We start from the raw sequence: 18,961 nt of genomic DNA, 5'->3' as shown, positions 1-18,961 counted from the left end.
TCGCGCGGTCCGGTGCCACCCTTAAGTAAATGAGCACCACTCATTTATCCGACCGCCCCGCCACAACGCCGGGCGACACGTCATTTTTCGGCCACCCAAAGATGCTGGCCAGCCTCTTCTCCGTAGAAATGTGGGAACGCTTCTCCTTCTACGGGATGCAGGGCATCCTCCTCTACTACATGTACTTCACGGCCGCGCAGGGCGGCCTCGAAATCGAACAGGGCCTGGCCGCCGGCCTGGTGGGCGCCTACGGCGGCGGAGTCTATCTCTCCACCATCCTCGGCGCGTGGCTGGCTGACCGGCTCTTCGGTTCGGAACGCGTCCTGTTCGGCTCGGCCGTCCTGATCATGGCCGGCCACATTGCCCTGGCGCTGGTGCCCGGCGTTCCGGGACTCATTGCCGGCCTGGTGCTGGTGGGCGTCGGCTCCGGCGGCCTGAAAGCCAACGCCACCGCACTGGTGGGCACCCTGTACGGGGAGAAGGACGAACGCCGCGACGCCGGCTTCTCCATCTTCTACATGGGCATCAACGCCGGCGCGCTGATCGGCCCGCTGGTCACCGGCTGGCTGCAGGAAAGCCAGGGGTTCCACTGGGGCTTCGGCGCTGCCGCCGTCGGCATGGCCCTTGGCCTGGGCATCTACGCCCTGGGACGCAAGAAACTTCCCGACGAAGCGCACCACGTGCCCAACCCGCTCCCGGCAAACCAACGCACACGCTACCGGTTGATCTTCCTGGGCATTGCCGCCGTGGTGGCGGTTCTCCTGGCCACTGGAGCGGTCAATGCTGAAAACCTGGCCATGTCCATGGCGTACGCGGCCATCGGCGCTTCCCTGCTGTACTTCGGCCTGATCTTCTCCAGCAGTAAGGTGACGGGCACCGAGCGCAAGCGCGTAGTGGCCTTTATCCCGCTGTACATCGCCTCCGCGGCATTCTGGGCGCTCTTCCAGCAGCAGTTCACCTTCATTGCCGTGTACTCGGAGGAGAAACTGGACCGGAACGTGTTCGGCTGGGAAATGCCGGCCGCCTGGGTGCAGTCCATCAACCCGGTGTTCATCATCATTTTCGCCGGCGTCATGGCAGCGCTGTGGACCCGCCTCGGCAACAAGCAGCCGGGCTCGGCCCTGAAGTTCTCCATCGGCCTGTTCGTGATGGGGCTCGCCTTCCTGGCTTTCATCCCGCTCGCCGGCAGCGGCAAGACGCCCCTCCTGGCCCTGGTCGGCATCCTGTTCCTCTTCACCCTGGCTGAGCTCTTCCTCTCCCCCATCGGGCTGTCCGTCACCACCAAACTGGCCCCGCAGGCATTCCACACGCAGATGGTGGCCCTGTTCTTCCTTTCGGTTTCCCTCGGCACCACACTGGCCGGCATCCTGTCCGGGCTGTACAACCCGGCCGACGAACTGCCGTACTTCATCGGCATCGGCGGCACCGCCATGGTGCTCGCCGTCGGCCTCGCGGCGGCCTCGCCGGCCATCAGGAAGCTCATGGGCGGCGTACGCTGACCGGATGAACACCCCCGCCACGCGGCCGGCATAACCGTCCGCCGCCCGCACCAGTCCGGCTGGTCCAGGCGTTGACAGGCTGAGACCGTCCCCTGCCTGTGGCCGTACCTCTAGTAGCCGTACCCGGCGTTCGCGGCGGCGAAGATCGCCGCAAAGGCGAACGTGAGCACAATCGCCGTCAGCGCCAGGCCGAGGTAGCCGAGGACCAGGCCGGCAATGGCGAGCCCGCGGCCGGCGGGCTCCCGGAGCAGTGCCAGATGGCCCAAGACCACGGCGGCAATCTGCGGCAGGATGAAAATGCCCAGCCCGAGGAAAACCGCGATGCCGCAGCACAGGCTCGCGATGCTGAGCCCCTTGGGCTCGGGCGGTGCGCCGTAGGGCGTGCCGTAGGCGTGCCGTAGTAGGAGGGCTGCCCGTAGGCGGTGCCGTACGGTCCAGGCTGCTGACCGTACGCGGGCGGCTGGCCATACTGCGGCGGCTGGCCGTAGGGAACTCCGGGAGGCACTGGCTGTGACCCCCGCGGTGGAATATACGACGGCGGCTGGTAGCCGTCCGGCGTCCCCTCATCGCCGGAGGCAGGCTGGTTCGTCATGGGAAATCCCCTTTTTTGTGGCTAGAACCAGCGTATCAACGCGCCGCGCCGAGGTGTGGGCCCGTGATACACCATCTGATAAATCGGCCTTCAGGGCTACGGGGCCCAGAGCGGCACCGTGAGTGAGAACACCACGGTCCCCAGGAGCAGCAGGCTCCACAAACCGGCCGCCATTTGTCGTGCGCGGGCCTGCGCCGACCTCCCCAGGTGCATGGGAGCGGAGCCGCGCGTGACGCTGCCGGAAGCTGAACCGTGGTAGCGGCTGGGAAGCGGCGGCGGATACATCGCGCCGTTGTTCGAGCGGGCACCCGGGTGCGGCGGCCGGATATTCGGCCGTTGCGGGTTGTGCGGCTGTGGCGAGTTGTGCGGCCGTTGCGGGTTGCGCGGCTGCGGCCAGGTGTTGGACTGCGTTCTGTTGTGAGGCTGCGGTCGTGCCGGGACGGAAGGGTAGTTTCGGGTTGCAGGCGACTGCGGTTGAGTCAGCTGCTGCCCCAGACGGGAGTACAGGCCAACCACCGTCGGCTGATCCAGTGCTGCCGGGAGCGCTGCCACCCGCGCAACCACAAGGTTGATGCCCAGCACGGCGACGCCGGAGCCCGTCACGTCTTCGAAGTCAGGCTGGCCGGTGAGGCAGATGATGGAGCGGACCAGGTGCCGGTGGGGCGCGTCGAGCAACGCAGCCACAGCGGCCGCCTGTCCCAGGGCGCCGTCCACCGCGGGGTTCCGTGAATAGCCGTTCTGCCTGAGGACGCCGTCCCTGACCTCAACGGTGCCGGACCAGTTCTTTGCATCCACCACCACCACGCCGCCCGGTCCCACCAGCACGTGGTCAAGGTTGGCCAGCGGCCGGCCGGGCCAGTGAACGTCGTGCAACAGGAACCAGCCCTGCGGGGTCAGTTCGCCCAGCAGGCTCGCGGTGCGGCGCTCCCCCTCCCCTCCGGCGCCCCAGGGATCGGAGGCGCGTTCGGCATGGTCCAACTGGCGCTTGAGCCGGGCGATGCGCTCCGCCGCCAGCCGTGACTGCTCTGACGCTCCGTCGCCTGCTGCCATGGACTGTCCTCCTTGGTTCGCCGCAGCTCGATTCCCCGCAACTGGATTCCCTGCAACGCTGACGGCGGCGGAGAGAACCGCCGTCGTAATTTGTTTAGAAAATTAGCAGCCTGCGGACAGCCGGTATATAGGTACTTTTGGCGCCACTACTCGCTTTTCCACGGCCAATTACTGTCCCCCAATAAATGCAAAAAGGAATAAATAGGTAAATGCCGGATGAAATTCGGCGTCATAGGGGCCGGATTCCGGACAAACCGTGTTGCGCCCCGCCGTCGTCTGGCATGCTGGTGCAATGGCTAGCCGCGCGGGCACAGTTGCCCAACCCCAAGACCTTGTTGACCTCACTGCGCTCCTGGATGCGTACTACGATGTTTCCCCCGATCTGAGCGATCCGGGCCAGCGCGTTGCGTTCGGCACCTCCGGGCACCGGGGGTCCAGCCTGAAGGCTTCTTTCAACGAGCCCCATATCGTGGCCATTACCCAGGCGATCGTGGAATACCGTGCCGGCCAGGGCATCACCGGCCCGCTGTACATGGCAAAGGATACGCACGGCCTCAGCGAACCGGCGCAGAACTCCGCGCTCGAGGTTCTGGCAGCCAACGGCGTGAACGTACTGATCGACGCCCGCCACGGCTACACGCCCACGCCTGCGCTTAGCCACGCCATCCTTACCCACAACCGGAACGCCCCAGCCGGCGCACCGCAGGCGGACGGCATCGTGGTCACTCCGAGCCACAACCCGCCCGGTGACGGCGGCTTCAAATACAACCCGCCGCACGGCGGACCCGCGGACACCGACGCCACCGGCTGGATCGCCAACCGTGCCAACGAACTCCTCGAGAACGGACTCCGCGGCGTCAAGCGCATTCCGGTAGCGGATGCCCTGGCGGCTGAGACCACCGGCAAGTTCGACTTCCTGAGCAGCTACGTGGACGATCTCCCGTCCGTCCTGGACCTCAACGCCATCCGCGAGGCCGGCGTCCGGATCGGCGCCGACCCCATGGGCGGCGCTTCGGTTGACTACTGGGGTGAGATCGGCGAACGCCACCACCTGAACCTCACCGTGGTGAACCCCACCGTTGATCCGCAGTGGGCTTTCATGACCCTGGACTGGGACGAGAAGATCCGGATGGACTGCTCCTCGCCGTCCGCCATGGCCTCGCTGATCAACCGCATGTCCAGCGGCGCAACGTTCGATGTCGCCACAGGCAACGACGCCGACGCTGACCGCCACGGCATCGTTACGCCCGACGGCGGCCTGATGAACCCGAACCACTACCTCGCCGTCGCCATCGACTACCTCTACCGCCACCGCACGGGCTGGAACCCGGCGTCGGTGATCGGCAAGACGCTCGTGTCCTCCTCCATCATCGACCGCGTGGCCGAGAGCCTGGGCCGCAAGCTCGTTGAGGTTCCGGTGGGCTTCAAATGGTTCGTTCCCGGCCTGCTCTCCGGCGAGGGCGCGTTCGGCGGCGAGGAATCCGCCGGCGCTTCCTTCAACAAGATGGACGGCAGCGTGTGGACCACGGACAAGGACGGTATCCTGCTGGCCCTGCTGGCCTCGGAGATCACGGCTGTCACCGGCAAGTCGCCCTCGCAGCTCTACAAGGGCCTCACCGACCAGTTCGGCGATCCCGTGTACGCCCGGATCGACGCCGCAGCCACCCGCGAACAGAAAGCAGCGCTCGGGAAGCTGTCGCCGTCGGACGTCACCGCCACCGAGCTCGCCGGCGAAACGATCACGGCCAAGCTCACTGAGGCTCCGGGCAACGGCGCTTCGATCGGCGGCCTGAAGGTGGTCACCGAGAATGCTTGGTTCGCCGCCCGCCCGTCCGGCACCGAGGACGTCTACAAGATCTACGCAGAGTCATTCAAGGGCGCCGACCACCTCAAGCAGGTCCAGGCCGAAGCCAAGGCCCTGGTTGACGCGGTCATCGCCTGACCCAACGCTCTCTCACTTAATGCCGGAAAAACAGCGACGCTCTCTCACTTTCTTTAGGAAAGTGAGAGAGCGTCGGCCTCTAAGGTGCATTAAGTGAGAGAGCGTCAGACGGTGCGTACGACGGCTAGACCGTGCGTACGACGGCTAGACCGTGCGTACGACGGCTAGACGGTGCGTACGACGCCTAGACCGTGCGTACGACGTCCGCGTAAGCGAACTTCGGCTTTGCTTCGCCCCAGGCGTCCGGGCCGGGCTGGCCGATGTTGACCACTAGGAAGCTCTTCTGGTCCCCGGCGGGGAAGAACGCCGCATCAATTGCGGCGAAGTCGGCGCCGGTCATGGGGCCTGCCGAGAAACCGAGGGAACGCACTGCCAGGATGAAGTAGCCGGCCTGCAGGTGGGCGTTGTTGTTGCCCGTGCTGGCCGCGAGATCCGGCGACGCATCGTACATGGCCTTGGGGGCGTTGTAGCTGGGCAGGAACTTGTCCCACTGGTCCTGCCACGCCGTGTCGTAGCTGAGGACTGCAACAAGCGGGGCGGTCGCCGTCTTGGCGCGGTTGCCCGCCGAGAGGGTCTCCACGAGCTGGGCGCGGGCTTCAGCGGACCGGACATAGGTCACGCGCAGCGGCTGGGAGTTAAAAGCCGTGGGACCGAACTTGGTCAGTTCGTAGATGGCGCGGGCCTGCTCATCCGTGACTTCTCCGGTGAATGCGTTGGCCGTACGGGCCTCAGCGAAAATCGCGTCCACTGCGGCTGCGTCGATCACTGCTTCTTCGTGGGCAATTGTCATCTGCATACCTTTCGATGGGCCCGCTCACCCGGAGGCGGCTGGCGGTTCTCGTTCCATAGTTGCAACTTCAACTGAATAGTTCCTCTTCCCGTGACTGTGCGTGACGTTCCACACAGCCGCGGCAATGCGCGCCTGCCTGAACACCCGCAGGCCGGGCGCACCGCAGGGCCTGCGCGGTAATGTTGCTCCGGAAGATTCCTTCCCCCTCCCGACACATACTTCTTTGAAAGGCTCCCGGCCATGAGCATGCTTGGTACCAAATGGAAGCTTCACGGCAACGGAAAGTCGGTCCGCCCCGGCGAGGTGGTGGCCCCCGGTGAACGCCTCACCTGGCCGCTGACCATCGGAGTGGGAATGCAGCACGTGGTGGCCATGTTCGGCGCCACCTTCCTGGTGCCCATCATCACCGGTATGCCGCCGGCCACCACACTGTTCTTCTCCGGCATCGGAACCCTGCTCTTCCTGGTGATCACCCAGGGCAGGGTGCCCAGCTACCTCGGCTCGAGCTTTGCGTTCATCGCTCCCATCATGGCCTCCCAGCAACAGTTTGGGATCCCCGGCGCACTGGGCGGAGTGGTGCTCGCCGGCGCCGGGCTGGCAATCATCGGCGCCGTGGTGCAGAAATTCGGAGCCGGCTGGATCAACCGGCTCATGCCGCCTATCGTCACCGGCGCCATCGTGGCACTCATCGGACTGAACCTGGCCCCGGCAGCCAAAAACAACTTCGACGCCGCCCCGGTCACCGCGGTGATCACGCTGGCTACCATCATCCTGGTGAGCGTGCTGTTCAAAGGCATCCTGGGCCGCCTCAGCATCCTGGTGGGTGTGCTGGTGGGTTACCTTGTGGCCATGCTCCGCGGCGAAGTGGACTACTCCAAGATGGACGCAGCCGCCTGGGTGGGCCTGCCTCACTTCCAGACCCCTGAATTCCATCTGGGCGTCGTTGGGCTCTTCATCCCCGTGGTTCTCGTGCTGGTGGCCGAGAACATCGGCCACGTGAAGTCCGTCTCCGCCATGACCGGCCAGAACCTCGACGGCGTCTCCGGCCGCGCCCTGATGGCGGACGGCGCCGCCACCGTGCTGGCCGGCTTCGGCGGCGGTTCAGGAACCACCACCTACGCCGAAAACATTGGTGTCATGGCCGCCACGAAGGTGTACTCGACGGCGGCCTACTGGGTGGCCGGCATCTTCGCGATCATCCTCAGCTTCTCCCCGAAATTCGGTGAACTGATCGCCACGGTTCCCTCCGGAGTGCTGGGCGGTGCGGCCACCATGCTGTACGGAATGATCGGCATCCTGGGTGTCAAGATCTGGGTCCAGAACAAGGTCAATTTCTCCAACCCGGTCAACCTGACCACCGCAGCGGTGGCCCTGATCATCGGCATCGCCGACTACACCTGGACCATCGGCGAACTAACGTTCACCGGCATCGCCCTGGGCTCCGCCGCCGCACTGGTGATCTACCACGGCATGACGGCGATCGCGAAGGCCCGCGGGAGCGTGGCTGAACCGGAGACCGAACAGGCAGGACTGCCCCCGGCGGCCAAGGCCGCGATCAGCGCCGCCGCCAAGCGGTCTCCGAAAAAGCGGCGATAGCCGACGGCGGGCGGGCAGCTTTCGAGAGCCGCCCGCCCGCCTGTAAACCCGGCCTTGGATTACGTGGACCTACCCGGCGTCGAACGTATCGTCGTCGCGGTCCTTGGGGGCCTTGCTGTCAGGCAGGTCAGTGCCGCTGCCGTCAGGGATTCCTGCCGCGTCCTGGTTCGGTTCCGAGGAGAACGGACGCCCGGAATCGGGGTCCTCCGTGTTGGACTCGTCCATTTCTGCTTCCGCGGACGGCACTGCTGCGTCGCTTTCGGCTGCCGACTCAAAGCCGGGGTCCGCGCTTTCATTTTCTGCGTTCATCTGGTCCTCCGTTCCTCCGAAGCGTCCCGCTCCGGGTTCTCCCGCACTGTCCTGGTCTTCGGCGCCGAACTGGCTGAGGTCGGGCGCCCCGGCAGGGTAGGTTTCGCCGTCCGGGCTGTCCTGGCTCAAACCCGCTGCGTCGAATGCCTCTTCCTCGCGCGGCTGGGCGAACCTCTTCGCGTCGGCACCGCCCATTTCCTGCTCGACCGTGGGCGTTCCATAACCGCCCTCTTCCTCGATGGGTGTTCCTTGGTTCTCCTGCGTCATGTCATTCCTCCTGCTGGTCGCATCTGTTGGGAAATTCCGGGCGGATCAGAGACCCTTCCCGCCTGTCACCGGAAGCACCGCTCCGGAAATGTAGGACCCATGATCAGAGGCGAGCAGGACGTAGGCGGCCGCGAGCTCCGCGGGCTGTCCCGCCCGGCCCAAAGGAGTGTCCTGACCGAACTTCGGCAGTTTCTCGGGCCATTCCGTGGCTGGAATCAGCGGTGTCCAGATGGGGCCAGGGGCAACGGCGTTGACCCGGATGCCCTTGGGCCCGAGTTCCTGGGCCAGCGCCTTAGTGAACGCCACCTGGGCGCCCTTGGTCATGGCGTAGTCGATGAGGCCCGGCGACGGGTTGAAGGCCTGGATCGAGGCAGTGGTGATGATGGACGCCCCTGCTTTAAGGTGCGGCACCGCGGCCCTGGCCGTCCACAGCAGCGAGTAGAGGTTGGTTTTGAAAACGCGGTCGAATTCCTCGGTGGGAAGCGTCTCAAAGCTATCGCGGTTCTTTTGGTAGGCCGCGTTCAGTACCACCACGTCCAGGTGGCCGAACTCCGCTAACGTGTCCTCCACGATTTTGGTGCTGAACTCTTCACTCCGCCCATCGCCCGGCAGCAACAGCGCCCGCTGCCCGGCCTTCCGGACCCACGCCGCTGTGTCCTGGGCATCGGCTTCCTCTTCAGGGAGGTAGGAGATGGCGACATCGGCCCCCTCGCGGGCGAACGCAATGGCCACGGCCCTGCCGATGCCGGAGTCGCCCCCGGTGATGAGCGCCGCCTTGCCTGTGAGCGCGTTGCTTCCCTCGTAGCTTTCCTCGCCATGATCCGGTTGCGGCTCCATGGGCGCCGTGAGCCCCGGCTGTTCCTGCACCTGTTCCGGGAACGGCCCCTCGTGGTAGCCCGTCCTGGGGTCCTGCGGCTGGTGGTCCTGCTTGTTGTCGGTCATTCTCCACCTCGCTAACTTCTCGGTTTTTCCTGCGTCCGGTGCGTAACCGGCCCTTCGAAACTATCCCAGCGGACAGGGCAAGTCCACCGTTTTGGACAATTTAGTCAGCAAACTTAGTATTGCTTGCAGGAGGCTTCAAGCCTAGGTTGAAAGTCAGTGGTGCGCGCAGCGTGCCAAGCCCGGAGGTGAGCCCATGTCAGAACGCGATGCGGTGTCTGGCGACGGCAGGAACGAGACCGTCAACCAGCAGATGGACCGCAACTGGGGAGAACTACTCCAGGAGCTCCGGGTACTGCAGACAGGCGTCCAGATCCTGGCAGGCTTCCTCCTGACCATTCCCTTCCAGGAACGCTTCGAGAGACTGGACGACTACCAGGTGGGGCTCTACCTGAGCAATGTGGTACTCGCCGCCCTCATCACAGCAGTCATCCTCCTTCCGGTGAGCGTTCACCGCCGGCTTTTCCGCAAGCAGCTAAAGCAGACGCTCGTTTCCAGTGCCGACCGGATCGCCAAAGTGGCCCTGGCCGGCGTCGCGCTCCTCAGCGCCGGAACGGCGTCGCTTGTGTTCGATGTGACCGCCGGACGGGAGGCCGGCCTCCTCGCAGGCGGAGGCCTCCTCGCAGTCATGATCGTGCTGCTTGTTTTCGTGCCGATCCTGCTCCACAAACGGGCATCAAGGGGCTAGCCGACAGGGCGGCGTGGTGCATGCCTGATTCAATCAAACTCTCCGGGAGGCGCCATGAAGAAGTGGGCTAAGGAACACGGGCTGCTGCTGGCCAACATCGGCCTTTTTGTGGTGTTTTTCGGCGGCATGATCATCAGCGGGGCCAGCGACTACAGCGAAGACCAGATGGCCCACGGCCAGCCGGCGGTGACCATCGCCGAGTACCTTGGTACCGGGGCGTTCCTTGAGGCCACCTTTGAGAACTGGGAATCAGAATTCCTGCAGATGGGCATGTACGTCATTCTGACGGTCTTCCTTTTCCAGAAGGGCTCCTCAGAATCAAAACCGATGGGCCGCACCGCGCCGCAGGACCAGGACCCGCGGGACGCAATCGTGAAGGCAGCCACGCCATGGCCGGTGCGCCGCGGCGGGCTTGTGCTCAAGCTATATGAGCACTCCCTGTCCAGCATGTTCTTGCTGCTTTTCCTCGCCTCCTTCACCCTCCATGCCGTTGGCGGCAGCGAAGAGTACAGCGAGGAACAGCAAAGCCACGGGCAGCCGGGCGTGACGCTGCTCGGCTACCTCGCCACCAGCCGGTTCTGGTTCGAGTCCTTCCAAAACTGGCAGAGCGAATTCCTGGCTGTCGCCGTGCTGGTGGGCGCCTCCGTCTACCTGCGCGAACGGGGATCGCCCGAGTCCAAGCCTGTGGCGGAACCGCATTACGAGACGGGCGCCTAGCGGCTATCCGGCGGCGCGCCCGGCGTCAGGCCCCTTCGAGGACCTGGCTGGTAGCCCAGGCGAGGTACTTGGCAGCATTGGCGACGGCGTCTTCCGGGCTGGCTGCGACGTCCAGCAGCTGGGCGGCGGCCACCACTCCGTGCTCGGCGAGGTCCTCCGGCGTGACCAGGATGCGGCCGGCCACCACAATCACCGGGATGCCCCGCTCGCGCGCCGCATCCGCCAGGGCAATCGGGGCCTTGCCTGTCAGCGACTGCGAATCCATGGACCCTTCACCGGTGATCACCAGGTCAGCTTCAGCCAGCTGGCCGGCAAGGCCGGTCAGGCCCGCCACCAGCGCGAAGCCGCCTTCGAGGGTGGCGCCGCTGAAGGCAAGGAACGACGCCGGGAACCCGCCGGCCGCACCGGCTCCGGGAACGTTGACGTCGCGTCCCGTGGCCTGCCGAAGAACGGATGCCCAGTTGCGGAGCCCGGCGTCCAGCAGTTCCACGGCGTCAGCGTCGGCCCCCTTCTGCGGGCCGAAGACGTGCGCCGCTCCGTCGCTACCGAACAGCGGGTTCTGGACGTCCACGGCAATCCGGAACTTCACGGCGGCCAGCCGGGGGTCCAGGCCGGAAACGTCAACGCCCGCAACGTCCGCCAGGGAACCGCCGCCCAGGGGAACCACGTTACCGGCGGCGTCCAGCGGCTTCAGGCCCAAAGCGCGCAAAGCGCCGCTGCCTCCGTCGGTCATTGCCGATCCGCCCACGCCCAGCACGATTTCCGTGGCTCCGGCGTCCAACGCTGCGGCGATCAGCTGGCCGCAGCCGTAGCTGTGGGCCCGCAGGGCATTCGCCGGCGTGGGCTCCATGTGCGCCAACCCGGATGCCTGTGCGGTTTCGATGACGGCGGTGGTACCGCCAAAAGCGTCCTTGCGGAGGGCCCAAGCCGCGCCGATAGGCGCCAGGATGGGTCCGACGACGGCATTCAGCCGCTCTTCGTAGCCCGCCGCGACGGCGGCCTCGAGGGTGCCTTCCCCGCCGTCGGCCACCGGAAACTGCGTGGCCACCGCATCCGGGTAGACGCGCAGCGCCCCCTCGGCAATGGCGCTGGCTGCCTGGGCAGCGGTCAATGACCCTTTGAACTTGTCCGGAGCGATGAGAATGCGCATGGGTCCATACTGCCAGCATCGGCCGGAAAGCGCTTGCCTGGGCTGTAAAGAACGCGCAGGAACGGAAGGCCCAGCCAGGCAATGCGACCGGGCCGGCGCTGACAGGTCCGGTCGGGGCTAGTGGCGGCGCAAGGCCTGTTCCGGGGCTTCGGAACCGGGGAGGCCGGCAAAGCCGCTAACGGCCTCGGCCACCTGGTCCGTGCCGGTGTGCTGGACCACGTGCCCGCAGCCGGGGACCTCCGCCAACGTGCCCGCCGGTGCCCGGCGGGCAAGGATCCGGCACCATTCGCCGGTTGCGATGGGGTCCCTGGCGCCGCGAAGAATCATTACTGGCGTGCCCAGCTCCCGGATCCGCTCTTCGGTCCGGTAGTCCATCATGACCTGCAGCTGTTTGAAGTACCAGCCAGGGCCGCAGCGCAGGTAATCACTGAACACCACGGCGTTCGAGCCCGGCGTTTCAAACAGGAGCGCATCCCTGGTCAGCGCAACCATCTGGCGGAGTACCGTGCGGTTCCTGACGTCCACCACAGGTCCCATCAGCACCACATGCGGCACCTGCTCCGGCCGCTGCAGGGCCGCTTCCAGGACGAATTGTGCCCCCATGGAATGGCCCACCAGGACGCGCGCTCCCACCCCGGCGCCGTCCAGCACCTCATGGATGAACGCTCCCTGGTCCGCGACCGACAACTGGCGGTCCGGGCGCGGCGATGAGCCGAAACCGGGGAGGTCGATCGAAATGGTGTCCACAGTCGCTGCCAGGACCTGGTGCAGCCGGGCAAGGTAACGGTGCGAGACGCCAATCCCATGAATGAGGACGACCGTGGGGGCTTCCGCTGCGGATCCAGGCTGATCCGGCGATCCGGGCCGGGCGCCTGATACGGCCCGCGAGACGTACATCCGTCCACGAAGGCCTCCGGCCTCGACGTCTGTTGATACGGCACCCTTCATCCGTCGAGGATAGCCCGTAGCGGCGGCGACTCCGTTATTCCCCGTGCCCCTGGTCCGCGCTCATGGAGTCCTCCGCGGGAGGAGTTTCGCCGGGCGGAACTCCTCCTCCGGGCTCCAGGCCTGTGATGTTGCCTTCCAACGGGTCAGGGTTCGCAGTGGCTCCGGGATCCTTGCGCGTCATGCCCGACTCTTCTGCGTCGTCCCGGCCGGGCCGGTCCGGATTCGAGGGGTCGTTCTCGGGGTGATAGCTGCTCATGGTTTCGTCCGTTCTTCAGGGGAATGGGAAGGCGTGAAAGCTGATGGGTGGCCAGCCTAGCCTTCCCCGGATGCCGCGACAAGGACGCACCGGCAGTAGTAACGTGGGCTTTCCTTAGCTATCGACAGCCGATGAGTGCGCGATGACGGCCTGGGGAACGGGCCCGGACCAAGGGGGTAGCAATGCTGCAATCCGATGACCGACGTCCTTCAGGAAGGGGTTCCATGAGTACGGGATTGACCGAGCTTCTGCTGGTGCGTCACGGCGAGAGCGAGGGCAACGTGGCCGCCACAATGGCCAGACAGTCCGGAGCCCATGTCATCGAGGTGCCGGCACGGGATGCCGACGTGGAACTATCGGCCACGGGACGCGAACAGGCGCTGGCACTCGGCCGGTTGTTCGCTGATTTTCCCGATGAGCAGCGCGCCGCTGCAGTGTGGTCCTCGCCTTACGTCCGCGCCCGCCAGACGGCCGAACTCGCCGTGAAAACCGGCGGCTGGCCGGCAGCGATCCTCATCGACGAACGGCTTCGCGACAGGGAACTGGGCATCCTGGACATGCTGACCTCCGCGGGCGTGGAAGCCCGGCTTCCGGAGGAGGCGGCGCGTCGGCGGTGGCTGGGCAAGTTCTACTACCGGCCGCCCGGCGGCGAGTCCTGGGCCGACGTCGTGCTTCGCCTTCGCTCCCTGCTGGTTGACCTCGAACGTCAGCCGGGCGCTGACCGGGTGGTGCTGGTGTGCCACGACGCCCTGATCCTGTTGTTCCGCTACATCCTGGAAGGGCTCACCGAACCGGAGGTTCTGGACATTGCCGCGACGTCCACCGTCCTCAACGCCTCCCTCACCCGGTTCGTCCGACCGAACGGGACCGGCCCCTGGATCCTGGAGAGCTTCAACATGGCCGACCATCTGGTCAGCGAAGGTGTTCCGGTGACAGAACACGCGGGAGACGCCAATGTCCACCCGGCCTAAACCGGCAGCCGAGCCCGTCACTCCCACCCTCCTGCGCGGCTGGCAGCTGCCGGGCGGCGGGTCCGGCAAGGACGACCGCGGGTCCGTGCTCGTCATTGGCGGCGCACGCAAAACTCCGGGTGCCGCACTCCTGGCCGGCACCGCCGCCTTGCGCGCCGGCGCGGGCCGGCTCACCTTGGCGGTGGCGGGTTCGACGGCGGTGCAGGTGGCCGTGGCGCTGCCGGAGTCAGGGGTGGTGGGGCTCGCTGAAACGGACGACGGCGCCGTCAAAGGGAACGGGGTATCCGCACTGGCCGACGAGCTGGGCAAGGCGGCGGCAGTCCTGGTGGGACCGGGGCTGGACGACATGGGCGAAACAGAGTCGCTCCTGCGGGAGCTGCTGAAACTGGAACCCGGGCGCGCTGGCGAGGACAGGCCGGCGATGGTCCTGGATGCCTACGCTTTAGGCTGCCTCCCGGAGCTCGTCGATGACCTCGGACCGTGGGCCGGGCGGCTCATCCTGACGCCGAACATCACCGAGTCCGGAATCCTGCTGGGGCGGGACGTGGAGGACCTGCATCAGGACGTCGCGGAAATAGCCGGGCGTTACCGTGCAGTGGTGAGCTGCCAGGGTGTCATCGCCGAGGACCCCGACGGCACCGGCGATGTCCGGGTCTGGGAAATCACCACTGGATACGGCGGGCTGGGCACCTCCGGCAGCGGTGACATCCTGGCCGGTGCCATCGCAGGACTAAGGGCCCGCGGAACATCGGATGCGCAGGCCACGTGCTGGGGCACCCACCTCCATGCCGCCGCCGGCGACAGGCTGGCGAGCCGGCTCGGGGGCCTGGGCTACCTCGCCCGGGAACTGGCCGATGAGCTGCCGGCCCTGATGATGGAGCTCGGGACCTGACGGGCCCTTGCGGGTGCCTCGGCCGCGGTGCAAAGCTGAAAGAACAGGGCCCGCAAAGGCCCGCCAGAACAGATTGGAGATTCTTGTCATGGCAAATCTTCTGGACCGCGTCATGCAAAAGTTCATGAAGCACCTCGATCTGAAGCCGAACAAGTCGGACAGCGAAACCCGGATGAACGCCAGGGCGGCAGGTCCCAAGTCCACCCGGGCTGCAGGCATCCACGGCAGGACTGCCGGCAAGTCCGTTCCCCGGATCCACGGCCGCGCCGCTAATCAGAAGCACAGCAGGATTTCGGGCCTTTTCCACCGCGGTCACTAACCGGAAACTTCTACAAACGGCCTACCGGTCCGCCGTCGGACTCTGGACTATTCATAAGCATGCTGATAAATCTGGAGAGTCAGCAGCACCGCTTATCGATTCCTGCCAACAGCAAGTGCCGGTAAGCGAGTGCCGACGGAAGAGTGAGGAGCAGATCGATGGGTATCGGAGACAGCATCGAAGAGGCTGCCAAGAACGCCGTTGAAGACTTGGCGGGCACGGCGCCCAGAACCGACGACGGGCATGCGCCGGATCCCGGCGACCCTCACGAGGATATCCGGGTTCATTCCTCCATCAGTGAGGGCTCCAATGCCGCGGACACCGTGGATCCGGGGGACAACCCGCCGGGAACGCCGCCGGAGAGGCCCCAGACCCGCCCGGACGACACCCCGCCGCTAGGTGATCCGCATCAAGCACCGGCACCTGGTGAGACTCCGGAACCGGGTGAGGGCCCCGATGTGGGCACCGACCGCTTACGTGACACACCCGGACCCGGCGGCCTCCCCGAGCCGGAGCCGGGGGACCTGCGCGCGGATCCGTCCGAGGCGGGCGGCGACCCCACCACCAGCATGGGCCGCGGCTAGCGGCGGCAGGACCTACTCCTGGCTCCGCGCCCGCAGCACCGCAAAATAGCCGGGGATGAGGTCGGCCCGGGCGGGATCGGACAAGGGCATGGTCTCGATTGTCGCCGGGCCGTCCTCGATCAGTTTCCAACGGCTGGCCGGGAACGTCAGGCCCCGCTCTTTGGGGCCAAAGCGTCCCGGCATCGGCAGCCCGCGAATGGCTCCTTCGAGAGGCGCCGGGATGGACCTGAGCGTCGCGCCAAGGTGTGACACGTAATCGATCGCGTTTCCCCGGAAGTCTGTTTCGGCGAGGAAGACGCGGCCGTTCATCCCCGTGATGGCACGAACGTTTTCGGCCAGGGCAGAGCGGTCCCGCTCCCTCAGGACGTGCAGGACGCCGCGGATGAAGACATTCGCCCCGGCTCCCGGCGCCCCGCCCCCGCCAAGCGTATGAAGTTCTTCCCCGAGCCAGCCGCCGGCGCCGGGAGCAGTCATGTCACGGACGGCGTAGGAAACGTTCGCCAGCCCGGTCGATTCGGTGCGGGCACGCCGGACGGCATGGTCGGAGACGTCCACGCCCACCGCATGCGGGAAATGCCTGGCGAGTTGCCGGGTAAAGCTGCCGTTGCCGCAGCCGATGTCCACCACCGGAAGCCCCGGGTCCAGGTGCAGGCGCAGCCTGCCAAGGTAGCCCTGCATCTCGTGGTCGCTGCCGGAGTCCCACAGGACGTCGCCGGCGGCCCCGGTGGTTTTCACTCCGGACCAGAACCTGTCCCAGGCAATGTGGTGGTCCTTCGGTGCGCCCGCGGACAACCGCACAAGCTTGGGGACCATCAGGTATTTTTTTAGGGCGGCGAGCATTGTCCAAATATAGGGGCACCACGTTAACGCCTCATGAATCAGGTCAAGGCAAGCCAGGTGAGGGCATCACGTTCAGACGTGAAGAACTTCGTGGGGCACGGCACCGAGTTGATCCCCAGGAAGAAATTCGCCAGGACCCGGTCCACCGGCGAGGCGCCCAGCAATGCAATCCGGGAGGCCTGGCACGGCCGCCCGAACACTGCACGGGCACCGCGGGTCACATCAGCGGTGGTGGCCATGTCTACCAGCATGGGATGCCGATCCTCACCACACAACTGGTTGACCCTGAGCATGGCACGCTCGGCGTCCGGACCGGTTATTACGGCGTCCCGCGGCCACGTCAGCCGGACAACTCCGTCGGCTCCGAGCGTCAAGTCCGCGCCAGTGCCCACCTCGGGATTTCCGGACATATCCAGCCTTCCTTCCGCCAGGGCCGGCACACACGGAATGCATGCGACTGATGTCACCCTACAATGTACTCAACCGGGGACCGAAGGGGGCAGTGTGGTAATTCAGGCGGCGGAGAAATCACTCGTACCACGCACAGCCATCGTGGCGGACCCGGACAGCACCCGGCTGTCGGCTACGGCCGCTGCCCTGGCAGCCGCCGGGTTCCGCGTCTCCACGGCGTCCAGCCCCGACGGCCTGGCTGCGCTGCTGGAAGAGCACCATCCCAGCATCGTCGTCGCGGATCATTCGTTGGCAGGATTACCGGTGGATGCGCCGCTGCTCCTTCTGATCGACCTGGCAGACGAGTCCGAGGCTGAAATCGTCCGGACACTGGGCATGGCGGACTACATCGCCAAGCCCGCCGCCCCGGCAGAACTGGTCCACCGGGCGGACGTCCTGATCAGCCGGGCTGCGCAGCGCTCCGAAGCCCGGCAAAGCGCCGAACGGCTGCGCGAAAAGCTCCGCGGGGTGTCCGCCGCCGTGCGCGGGACCCACGACCCGCACCAGATTTCGGAATACCTGGTGACCGGGTTCGGGGAGACCTTCGGCGCCGACCGCGTCCTGTTCACCACCTTCGACGACGACCGCGTTCCCCGCATCGCTGCCGAGTGGCACCGCCCCGGCCTTGCCCCCTTGCCGAAGGGTCTGGGCATCCAGGAATCCGCGGCACACCGCGTTGCGGACCGGCTGTGGGCGGACGCCGAAGTGCTCGCCGTCGACGACCACCGTTTCCACGAGTGGCGCCCTGACGACCAGGAGCTGGCGGCGTGGTCCGCACATATGCGCCCGTGGGCCTCCGCCTTCGTGCCCGTGGGCGAGGGAAAGGCAACGCTCGGTGTTATCTGGATTGCGCAACTGGAAGAACCCCGGGTCTGGACGCGCACCGAAATCTCTCTCATTCAGCACGTCGCCGGCAATGTTGCCTACGGGCTCATCCAGAGCCACCTGATGAGCGCACAGCAGCAGGTGGTCAAGCAGCTGCGGCAGCTCGACCAGGCGAAAACCGATTTCCTGGCCACCGTGAACCATGAGCTGCGGACCCCGCTGACGTCGATCTCCGCCTACCTGGACATGATCCAGGACGGTGTGGGCGGGCCGGTACCTGCCGAGGTGGACCGGATGCTGGACATTATCGTCAGGAACTCCGAGCGCCTCCGCCGGCTGATCGAGGATATGCTCACCGTTTCGCGCCAGGATTACGACGGCGCCACCCTCCATCCGGGGCCCGTCCAGCTGGGGCACACCCTCCAGATCGTGACCGTGGCGCTCCGTCCGCTCGCGGAACTGGGGGATGTGACTATCTTGCTGGAGCCCTGTGACTGCGACGCCGAAATAATCGCCGATGAAGTTCAGCTGGAGCAGGTGTTTACGAATCTTGTTTCAAATGCCATCAAATTTACGCCGCGCGGAGGCCGGATTGTTGTCAGCTGCCGCTTTGAGCCAATGACTGACGGCGAGCCCGGCGTAAATGTGCATGTACGCGACACGGGCGTAGGAATCCCGGAGGAAGAAATCCCGCATCTATTTACCCGGTTTTTCCGGGCGTCCAACGCAACGTCCACCGCCGTCCCCGGCAGCGGCCTGGGACTCGCCATTGCCTACGACATCATCAAAGCGCACCGGGGATTCCTGGCCGTCAGTTCGGAACTGGGCGCAGGAACCACCATCACCGTGCAGCTGCCCGTTTCCGGCCCTTAAAACAAGACTGCCCCCGGATGCGAAATCCGGGGGCAGCATGAGCGCGACCAGCTTAGTCCGGCCACCAGCCGATGTGTGCCTGCGTGGTGGGCGCCTTGCTTGAAGTGCTGACGGTAGTATCCGACTTGGGAGCGGCCGTGGCGGGCGCAGCAAAACCTGCGACAGCCAGGACGCCGGTGAGCAAGAATGTTGCGGCAATCTTCTTCATCCGCGGTCCTTTCAATCAATTAGGCGCAAAAACTCATTACGAGCGTCAGTATACGGTCCCAAGATCAATTGATTGCCAGTAACAGCGGGAAACTTAACGGCAAGTGCGATGTGCTGATCCTTTCCGGGGGATAATTGGGAAATGCCGAATCCACGGAAATTGTTGCCGCATGTGGTCGCGGAGCTGCAGGCCCGCGCCAGCTGGAAAGGCCGCGAGTACTCAAGGGCCCGAGACGAGGCACGCAGAGCAGCGGAGC

Annotated in this window: 21 protein-coding genes; 10 read left to right on the top strand and 11 right to left on the bottom strand. The window is 65.8% G+C overall.

Annotation, left to right across the window (positions count from 1 at the left end; all coding sequences use genetic code 11):
• Window positions 1-29: 29 nt before the first annotated feature.
• Window positions 30-1,499, top strand: coding sequence for a peptide MFS transporter (locus tag WMN78_RS12320; RefSeq protein ID WP_340533997.1), 1,470 nt, complete (start codon window positions 30-32; stop codon window positions 1,497-1,499).
• A gap of 110 nt (window positions 1,500-1,609) precedes the next feature.
• Here the strand turns inward: WMN78_RS12320 and WMN78_RS12315 are convergent, their stop codons facing one another.
• Window positions 1,610-1,789: a DUF4190 domain-containing protein gene (locus tag WMN78_RS12315; RefSeq protein WP_340534025.1), complete on the bottom strand. Its 180-nt coding sequence runs from the start codon at window positions 1,787-1,789 to the stop codon at window positions 1,610-1,612.
• A 398-nt stretch (window positions 1,790-2,187) separates the two neighbouring features.
• Window positions 2,188-3,141: an NERD domain-containing protein gene (locus WMN78_RS12310; RefSeq protein ID WP_340533996.1), complete on the bottom strand. Its 954-nt coding sequence runs from the start codon at window positions 3,139-3,141 to the stop codon at window positions 2,188-2,190.
• 292 nt (window positions 3,142-3,433) lie between these two features.
• On the opposite strand from WMN78_RS12310, the gene pgm reads away from it, so the two are divergent.
• Window positions 3,434-5,083: a phosphoglucomutase (alpha-D-glucose-1,6-bisphosphate-dependent) gene (gene pgm, locus WMN78_RS12305; RefSeq protein WP_340533995.1), complete on the top strand. Its 1,650-nt coding sequence runs from the start codon at window positions 3,434-3,436 to the stop codon at window positions 5,081-5,083.
• 184 nt (window positions 5,084-5,267) lie between these two features.
• Here the strand turns inward: pgm and WMN78_RS12300 are convergent, their stop codons facing one another.
• A complete protein-coding gene (locus WMN78_RS12300; protein ID WP_340533994.1) occupies window positions 5,268-5,873 on the bottom strand; it encodes a malonic semialdehyde reductase in 606 nt (201 codons plus the stop codon).
• 240 nt (window positions 5,874-6,113) lie between these two features.
• Between WMN78_RS12300 and WMN78_RS12295 the strand changes: the two genes are divergently transcribed.
• On the top strand, window positions 6,114-7,469 hold the full coding sequence (locus tag WMN78_RS12295; protein ID WP_340533993.1) for a uracil-xanthine permease family protein: 1,356 nt from the start codon (window positions 6,114-6,116) through the stop codon (window positions 7,467-7,469).
• 69 nt (window positions 7,470-7,538) lie between these two features.
• Here the strand turns inward: WMN78_RS12295 and WMN78_RS12290 are convergent, their stop codons facing one another.
• A complete protein-coding gene (locus tag WMN78_RS12290) occupies window positions 7,539-8,045 on the bottom strand; it encodes a hypothetical protein (RefSeq protein ID WP_340533992.1) in 507 nt (168 codons plus the stop codon).
• A 45-nt stretch (window positions 8,046-8,090) separates the two neighbouring features.
• Window positions 8,091-8,987, bottom strand: coding sequence for an SDR family oxidoreductase (locus WMN78_RS12285; protein WP_340533991.1), 897 nt, complete (start codon window positions 8,985-8,987; stop codon window positions 8,091-8,093).
• A 193-nt stretch (window positions 8,988-9,180) separates the two neighbouring features.
• Here WMN78_RS12285 and WMN78_RS12280 point away from each other — a divergent pair, with 193 nt between their 5' ends.
• Complete coding sequence (locus WMN78_RS12280; protein ID WP_340533990.1) at window positions 9,181-9,672, top strand: DUF6328 family protein; 492 nt, start codon at window positions 9,181-9,183, stop codon at window positions 9,670-9,672.
• 54 nt (window positions 9,673-9,726) lie between these two features.
• Window positions 9,727-10,389, top strand: coding sequence for a DUF6766 family protein (locus WMN78_RS12275; protein WP_340533989.1), 663 nt, complete (start codon window positions 9,727-9,729; stop codon window positions 10,387-10,389).
• A gap of 25 nt (window positions 10,390-10,414) precedes the next feature.
• On the opposite strand, the gene WMN78_RS12270 is transcribed toward WMN78_RS12275, so the two are convergent.
• From WMN78_RS12270 to WMN78_RS12260, 3 genes are all read right to left on the bottom strand, one after another.
• Window positions 10,415-11,539: a glycerate kinase gene (locus WMN78_RS12270; protein ID WP_340533988.1), complete on the bottom strand. Its 1,125-nt coding sequence runs from the start codon at window positions 11,537-11,539 to the stop codon at window positions 10,415-10,417.
• A 117-nt stretch (window positions 11,540-11,656) separates the two neighbouring features.
• Window positions 11,657-12,487 carry an alpha/beta hydrolase gene (locus WMN78_RS12265; RefSeq protein ID WP_340533987.1) on the bottom strand — a complete coding sequence of 277 codons (831 nt, stop codon included), beginning with the start codon at window positions 12,485-12,487 and terminating at the stop codon, window positions 11,657-11,659.
• A gap of 34 nt (window positions 12,488-12,521) precedes the next feature.
• Window positions 12,522-12,743, bottom strand: coding sequence for a DUF6480 family protein (locus WMN78_RS12260; RefSeq protein WP_340533986.1), 222 nt, complete (start codon window positions 12,741-12,743; stop codon window positions 12,522-12,524).
• 224 nt (window positions 12,744-12,967) lie between these two features.
• Between WMN78_RS12260 and WMN78_RS12255 the strand changes: the two genes are divergently transcribed.
• The 4 genes from WMN78_RS12255 to WMN78_RS12240 all read left to right on the top strand — a co-directional run bounded on the left by WMN78_RS12255 (window position 12,968) and on the right by WMN78_RS12240 (window position 15,509).
• On the top strand, window positions 12,968-13,714 hold the full coding sequence (locus WMN78_RS12255; RefSeq protein ID WP_340533985.1) for a histidine phosphatase family protein: 747 nt from the start codon (window positions 12,968-12,970) through the stop codon (window positions 13,712-13,714).
• Entirely contained in the window at window positions 13,698-14,606 is a 909-nt protein-coding gene (locus tag WMN78_RS12250) for an ADP-dependent NAD(P)H-hydrate dehydratase (RefSeq protein WP_340533984.1), read from the top strand. The genes WMN78_RS12255 and WMN78_RS12250 overlap by 17 nt, the downstream gene beginning before the upstream one ends.
• A gap of 88 nt (window positions 14,607-14,694) precedes the next feature.
• Window positions 14,695-14,925, top strand: coding sequence for a hypothetical protein (locus WMN78_RS12245; RefSeq protein WP_340533983.1), 231 nt, complete (start codon window positions 14,695-14,697; stop codon window positions 14,923-14,925).
• Window positions 14,926-15,083: 158 nt separating this feature from the next.
• The gene (locus WMN78_RS12240; protein ID WP_340533982.1) at window positions 15,084-15,509 is read left to right on the top strand and encodes a hypothetical protein; all 426 of its coding nucleotides are present in this window, start codon (window positions 15,084-15,086) and stop codon (window positions 15,507-15,509) included.
• Window positions 15,510-15,521: 12 nt separating this feature from the next.
• Here the strand turns inward: WMN78_RS12240 and WMN78_RS12235 are convergent, their stop codons facing one another.
• Both WMN78_RS12235 and WMN78_RS12230 read right to left on the bottom strand, forming a co-directional pair.
• On the bottom strand, window positions 15,522-16,349 hold the full coding sequence (locus WMN78_RS12235; RefSeq protein ID WP_340533981.1) for a class I SAM-dependent methyltransferase: 828 nt from the start codon (window positions 16,347-16,349) through the stop codon (window positions 15,522-15,524).
• Window positions 16,350-16,387: 38 nt separating this feature from the next.
• Window positions 16,388-16,759: an STAS/SEC14 domain-containing protein gene (locus WMN78_RS12230; protein ID WP_340533980.1), complete on the bottom strand. Its 372-nt coding sequence runs from the start codon at window positions 16,757-16,759 to the stop codon at window positions 16,388-16,390.
• 94 nt (window positions 16,760-16,853) lie between these two features.
• Between WMN78_RS12230 and WMN78_RS12225 the strand changes: the two genes are divergently transcribed.
• The gene (locus WMN78_RS12225) at window positions 16,854-18,497 is read left to right on the top strand and encodes an ATP-binding protein (protein ID WP_340533979.1); all 1,644 of its coding nucleotides are present in this window, start codon (window positions 16,854-16,856) and stop codon (window positions 18,495-18,497) included.
• Window positions 18,498-18,549: 52 nt separating this feature from the next.
• Here the strand turns inward: WMN78_RS12225 and WMN78_RS12220 are convergent, their stop codons facing one another.
• The gene (locus tag WMN78_RS12220; RefSeq protein WP_156037087.1) at window positions 18,550-18,705 is read right to left on the bottom strand and encodes a hypothetical protein; all 156 of its coding nucleotides are present in this window, start codon (window positions 18,703-18,705) and stop codon (window positions 18,550-18,552) included.
• Between the last annotated feature and the right edge of the window lie 256 nt (window positions 18,706-18,961).

The sequence above is a fragment of the Arthrobacter oryzae genome, assembly GCF_037911235.1.
GTDB lineage: Bacteria > Actinomycetota > Actinomycetes > Actinomycetales > Micrococcaceae > Arthrobacter > Arthrobacter oryzae_E.
This window is presented reverse-complemented; position numbering and strand designations above follow the sequence as displayed.

Bases quoted from the DNA above. Each gene is read 5' to 3' on its own strand.
- WMN78_RS12290 (WP_340533992.1), bottom strand. From the start codon at position 8,045: ATGACGCAGGAGAACCAAGGAACACCCATCGAGGAAGAGGGCGGTTAT.
- WMN78_RS12285 (WP_340533991.1), bottom strand. From the start codon at position 8,987: ATGACCGACAACAAGCAGGACCACCAGCCGCAGGACCCCAGGACGGGC.
- WMN78_RS12255 (WP_340533985.1), top strand. From the start codon at position 12,968: ATGAGTACGGGATTGACCGAGCTTCTGCTGGTGCGTCACGGCGAGAGC.
- WMN78_RS12235 (WP_340533981.1), bottom strand. From the start codon at position 16,349: ATGCTCGCCGCCCTAAAAAAATACCTGATGGTCCCCAAGCTTGTGCGG.
- WMN78_RS12245 (WP_340533983.1), top strand. From the start codon at position 14,695: ATGGCAAATCTTCTGGACCGCGTCATGCAAAAGTTCATGAAGCACCTC.
- WMN78_RS12320 (WP_340533997.1), top strand. From the start codon at position 30: ATGAGCACCACTCATTTATCCGACCGCCCCGCCACAACGCCGGGCGAC.
- pgm (WP_340533995.1), top strand. From the start codon at position 3,434: ATGGCTAGCCGCGCGGGCACAGTTGCCCAACCCCAAGACCTTGTTGAC.
- WMN78_RS12310 (WP_340533996.1), bottom strand. From the start codon at position 3,141: ATGGCAGCAGGCGACGGAGCGTCAGAGCAGTCACGGCTGGCGGCGGAG.
- WMN78_RS12270 (WP_340533988.1), bottom strand. From the start codon at position 11,539: ATGCGCATTCTCATCGCTCCGGACAAGTTCAAAGGGTCATTGACCGCT.
- WMN78_RS12300 (WP_340533994.1), bottom strand. From the start codon at position 5,873: ATGACAATTGCCCACGAAGAAGCAGTGATCGACGCAGCCGCAGTGGAC.
- WMN78_RS12265 (WP_340533987.1), bottom strand. From the start codon at position 12,487: ATGAAGGGTGCCGTATCAACAGACGTCGAGGCCGGAGGCCTTCGTGGA.
- WMN78_RS12220 (WP_156037087.1), bottom strand. From the start codon at position 18,705: ATGAAGAAGATTGCCGCAACATTCTTGCTCACCGGCGTCCTGGCTGTC.
- WMN78_RS12295 (WP_340533993.1), top strand. From the start codon at position 6,114: ATGAGCATGCTTGGTACCAAATGGAAGCTTCACGGCAACGGAAAGTCG.
- WMN78_RS12280 (WP_340533990.1), top strand. From the start codon at position 9,181: ATGTCAGAACGCGATGCGGTGTCTGGCGACGGCAGGAACGAGACCGTC.
- WMN78_RS12260 (WP_340533986.1), bottom strand. From the start codon at position 12,743: ATGAGCAGCTATCACCCCGAGAACGACCCCTCGAATCCGGACCGGCCC.
- WMN78_RS12230 (WP_340533980.1), bottom strand. From the start codon at position 16,759: ATGTCCGGAAATCCCGAGGTGGGCACTGGCGCGGACTTGACGCTCGGA.
- WMN78_RS12250 (WP_340533984.1), top strand. From the start codon at position 13,698: ATGTCCACCCGGCCTAAACCGGCAGCCGAGCCCGTCACTCCCACCCTC.
- WMN78_RS12240 (WP_340533982.1), top strand. From the start codon at position 15,084: ATGGGTATCGGAGACAGCATCGAAGAGGCTGCCAAGAACGCCGTTGAA.
- WMN78_RS12275 (WP_340533989.1), top strand. From the start codon at position 9,727: ATGAAGAAGTGGGCTAAGGAACACGGGCTGCTGCTGGCCAACATCGGC.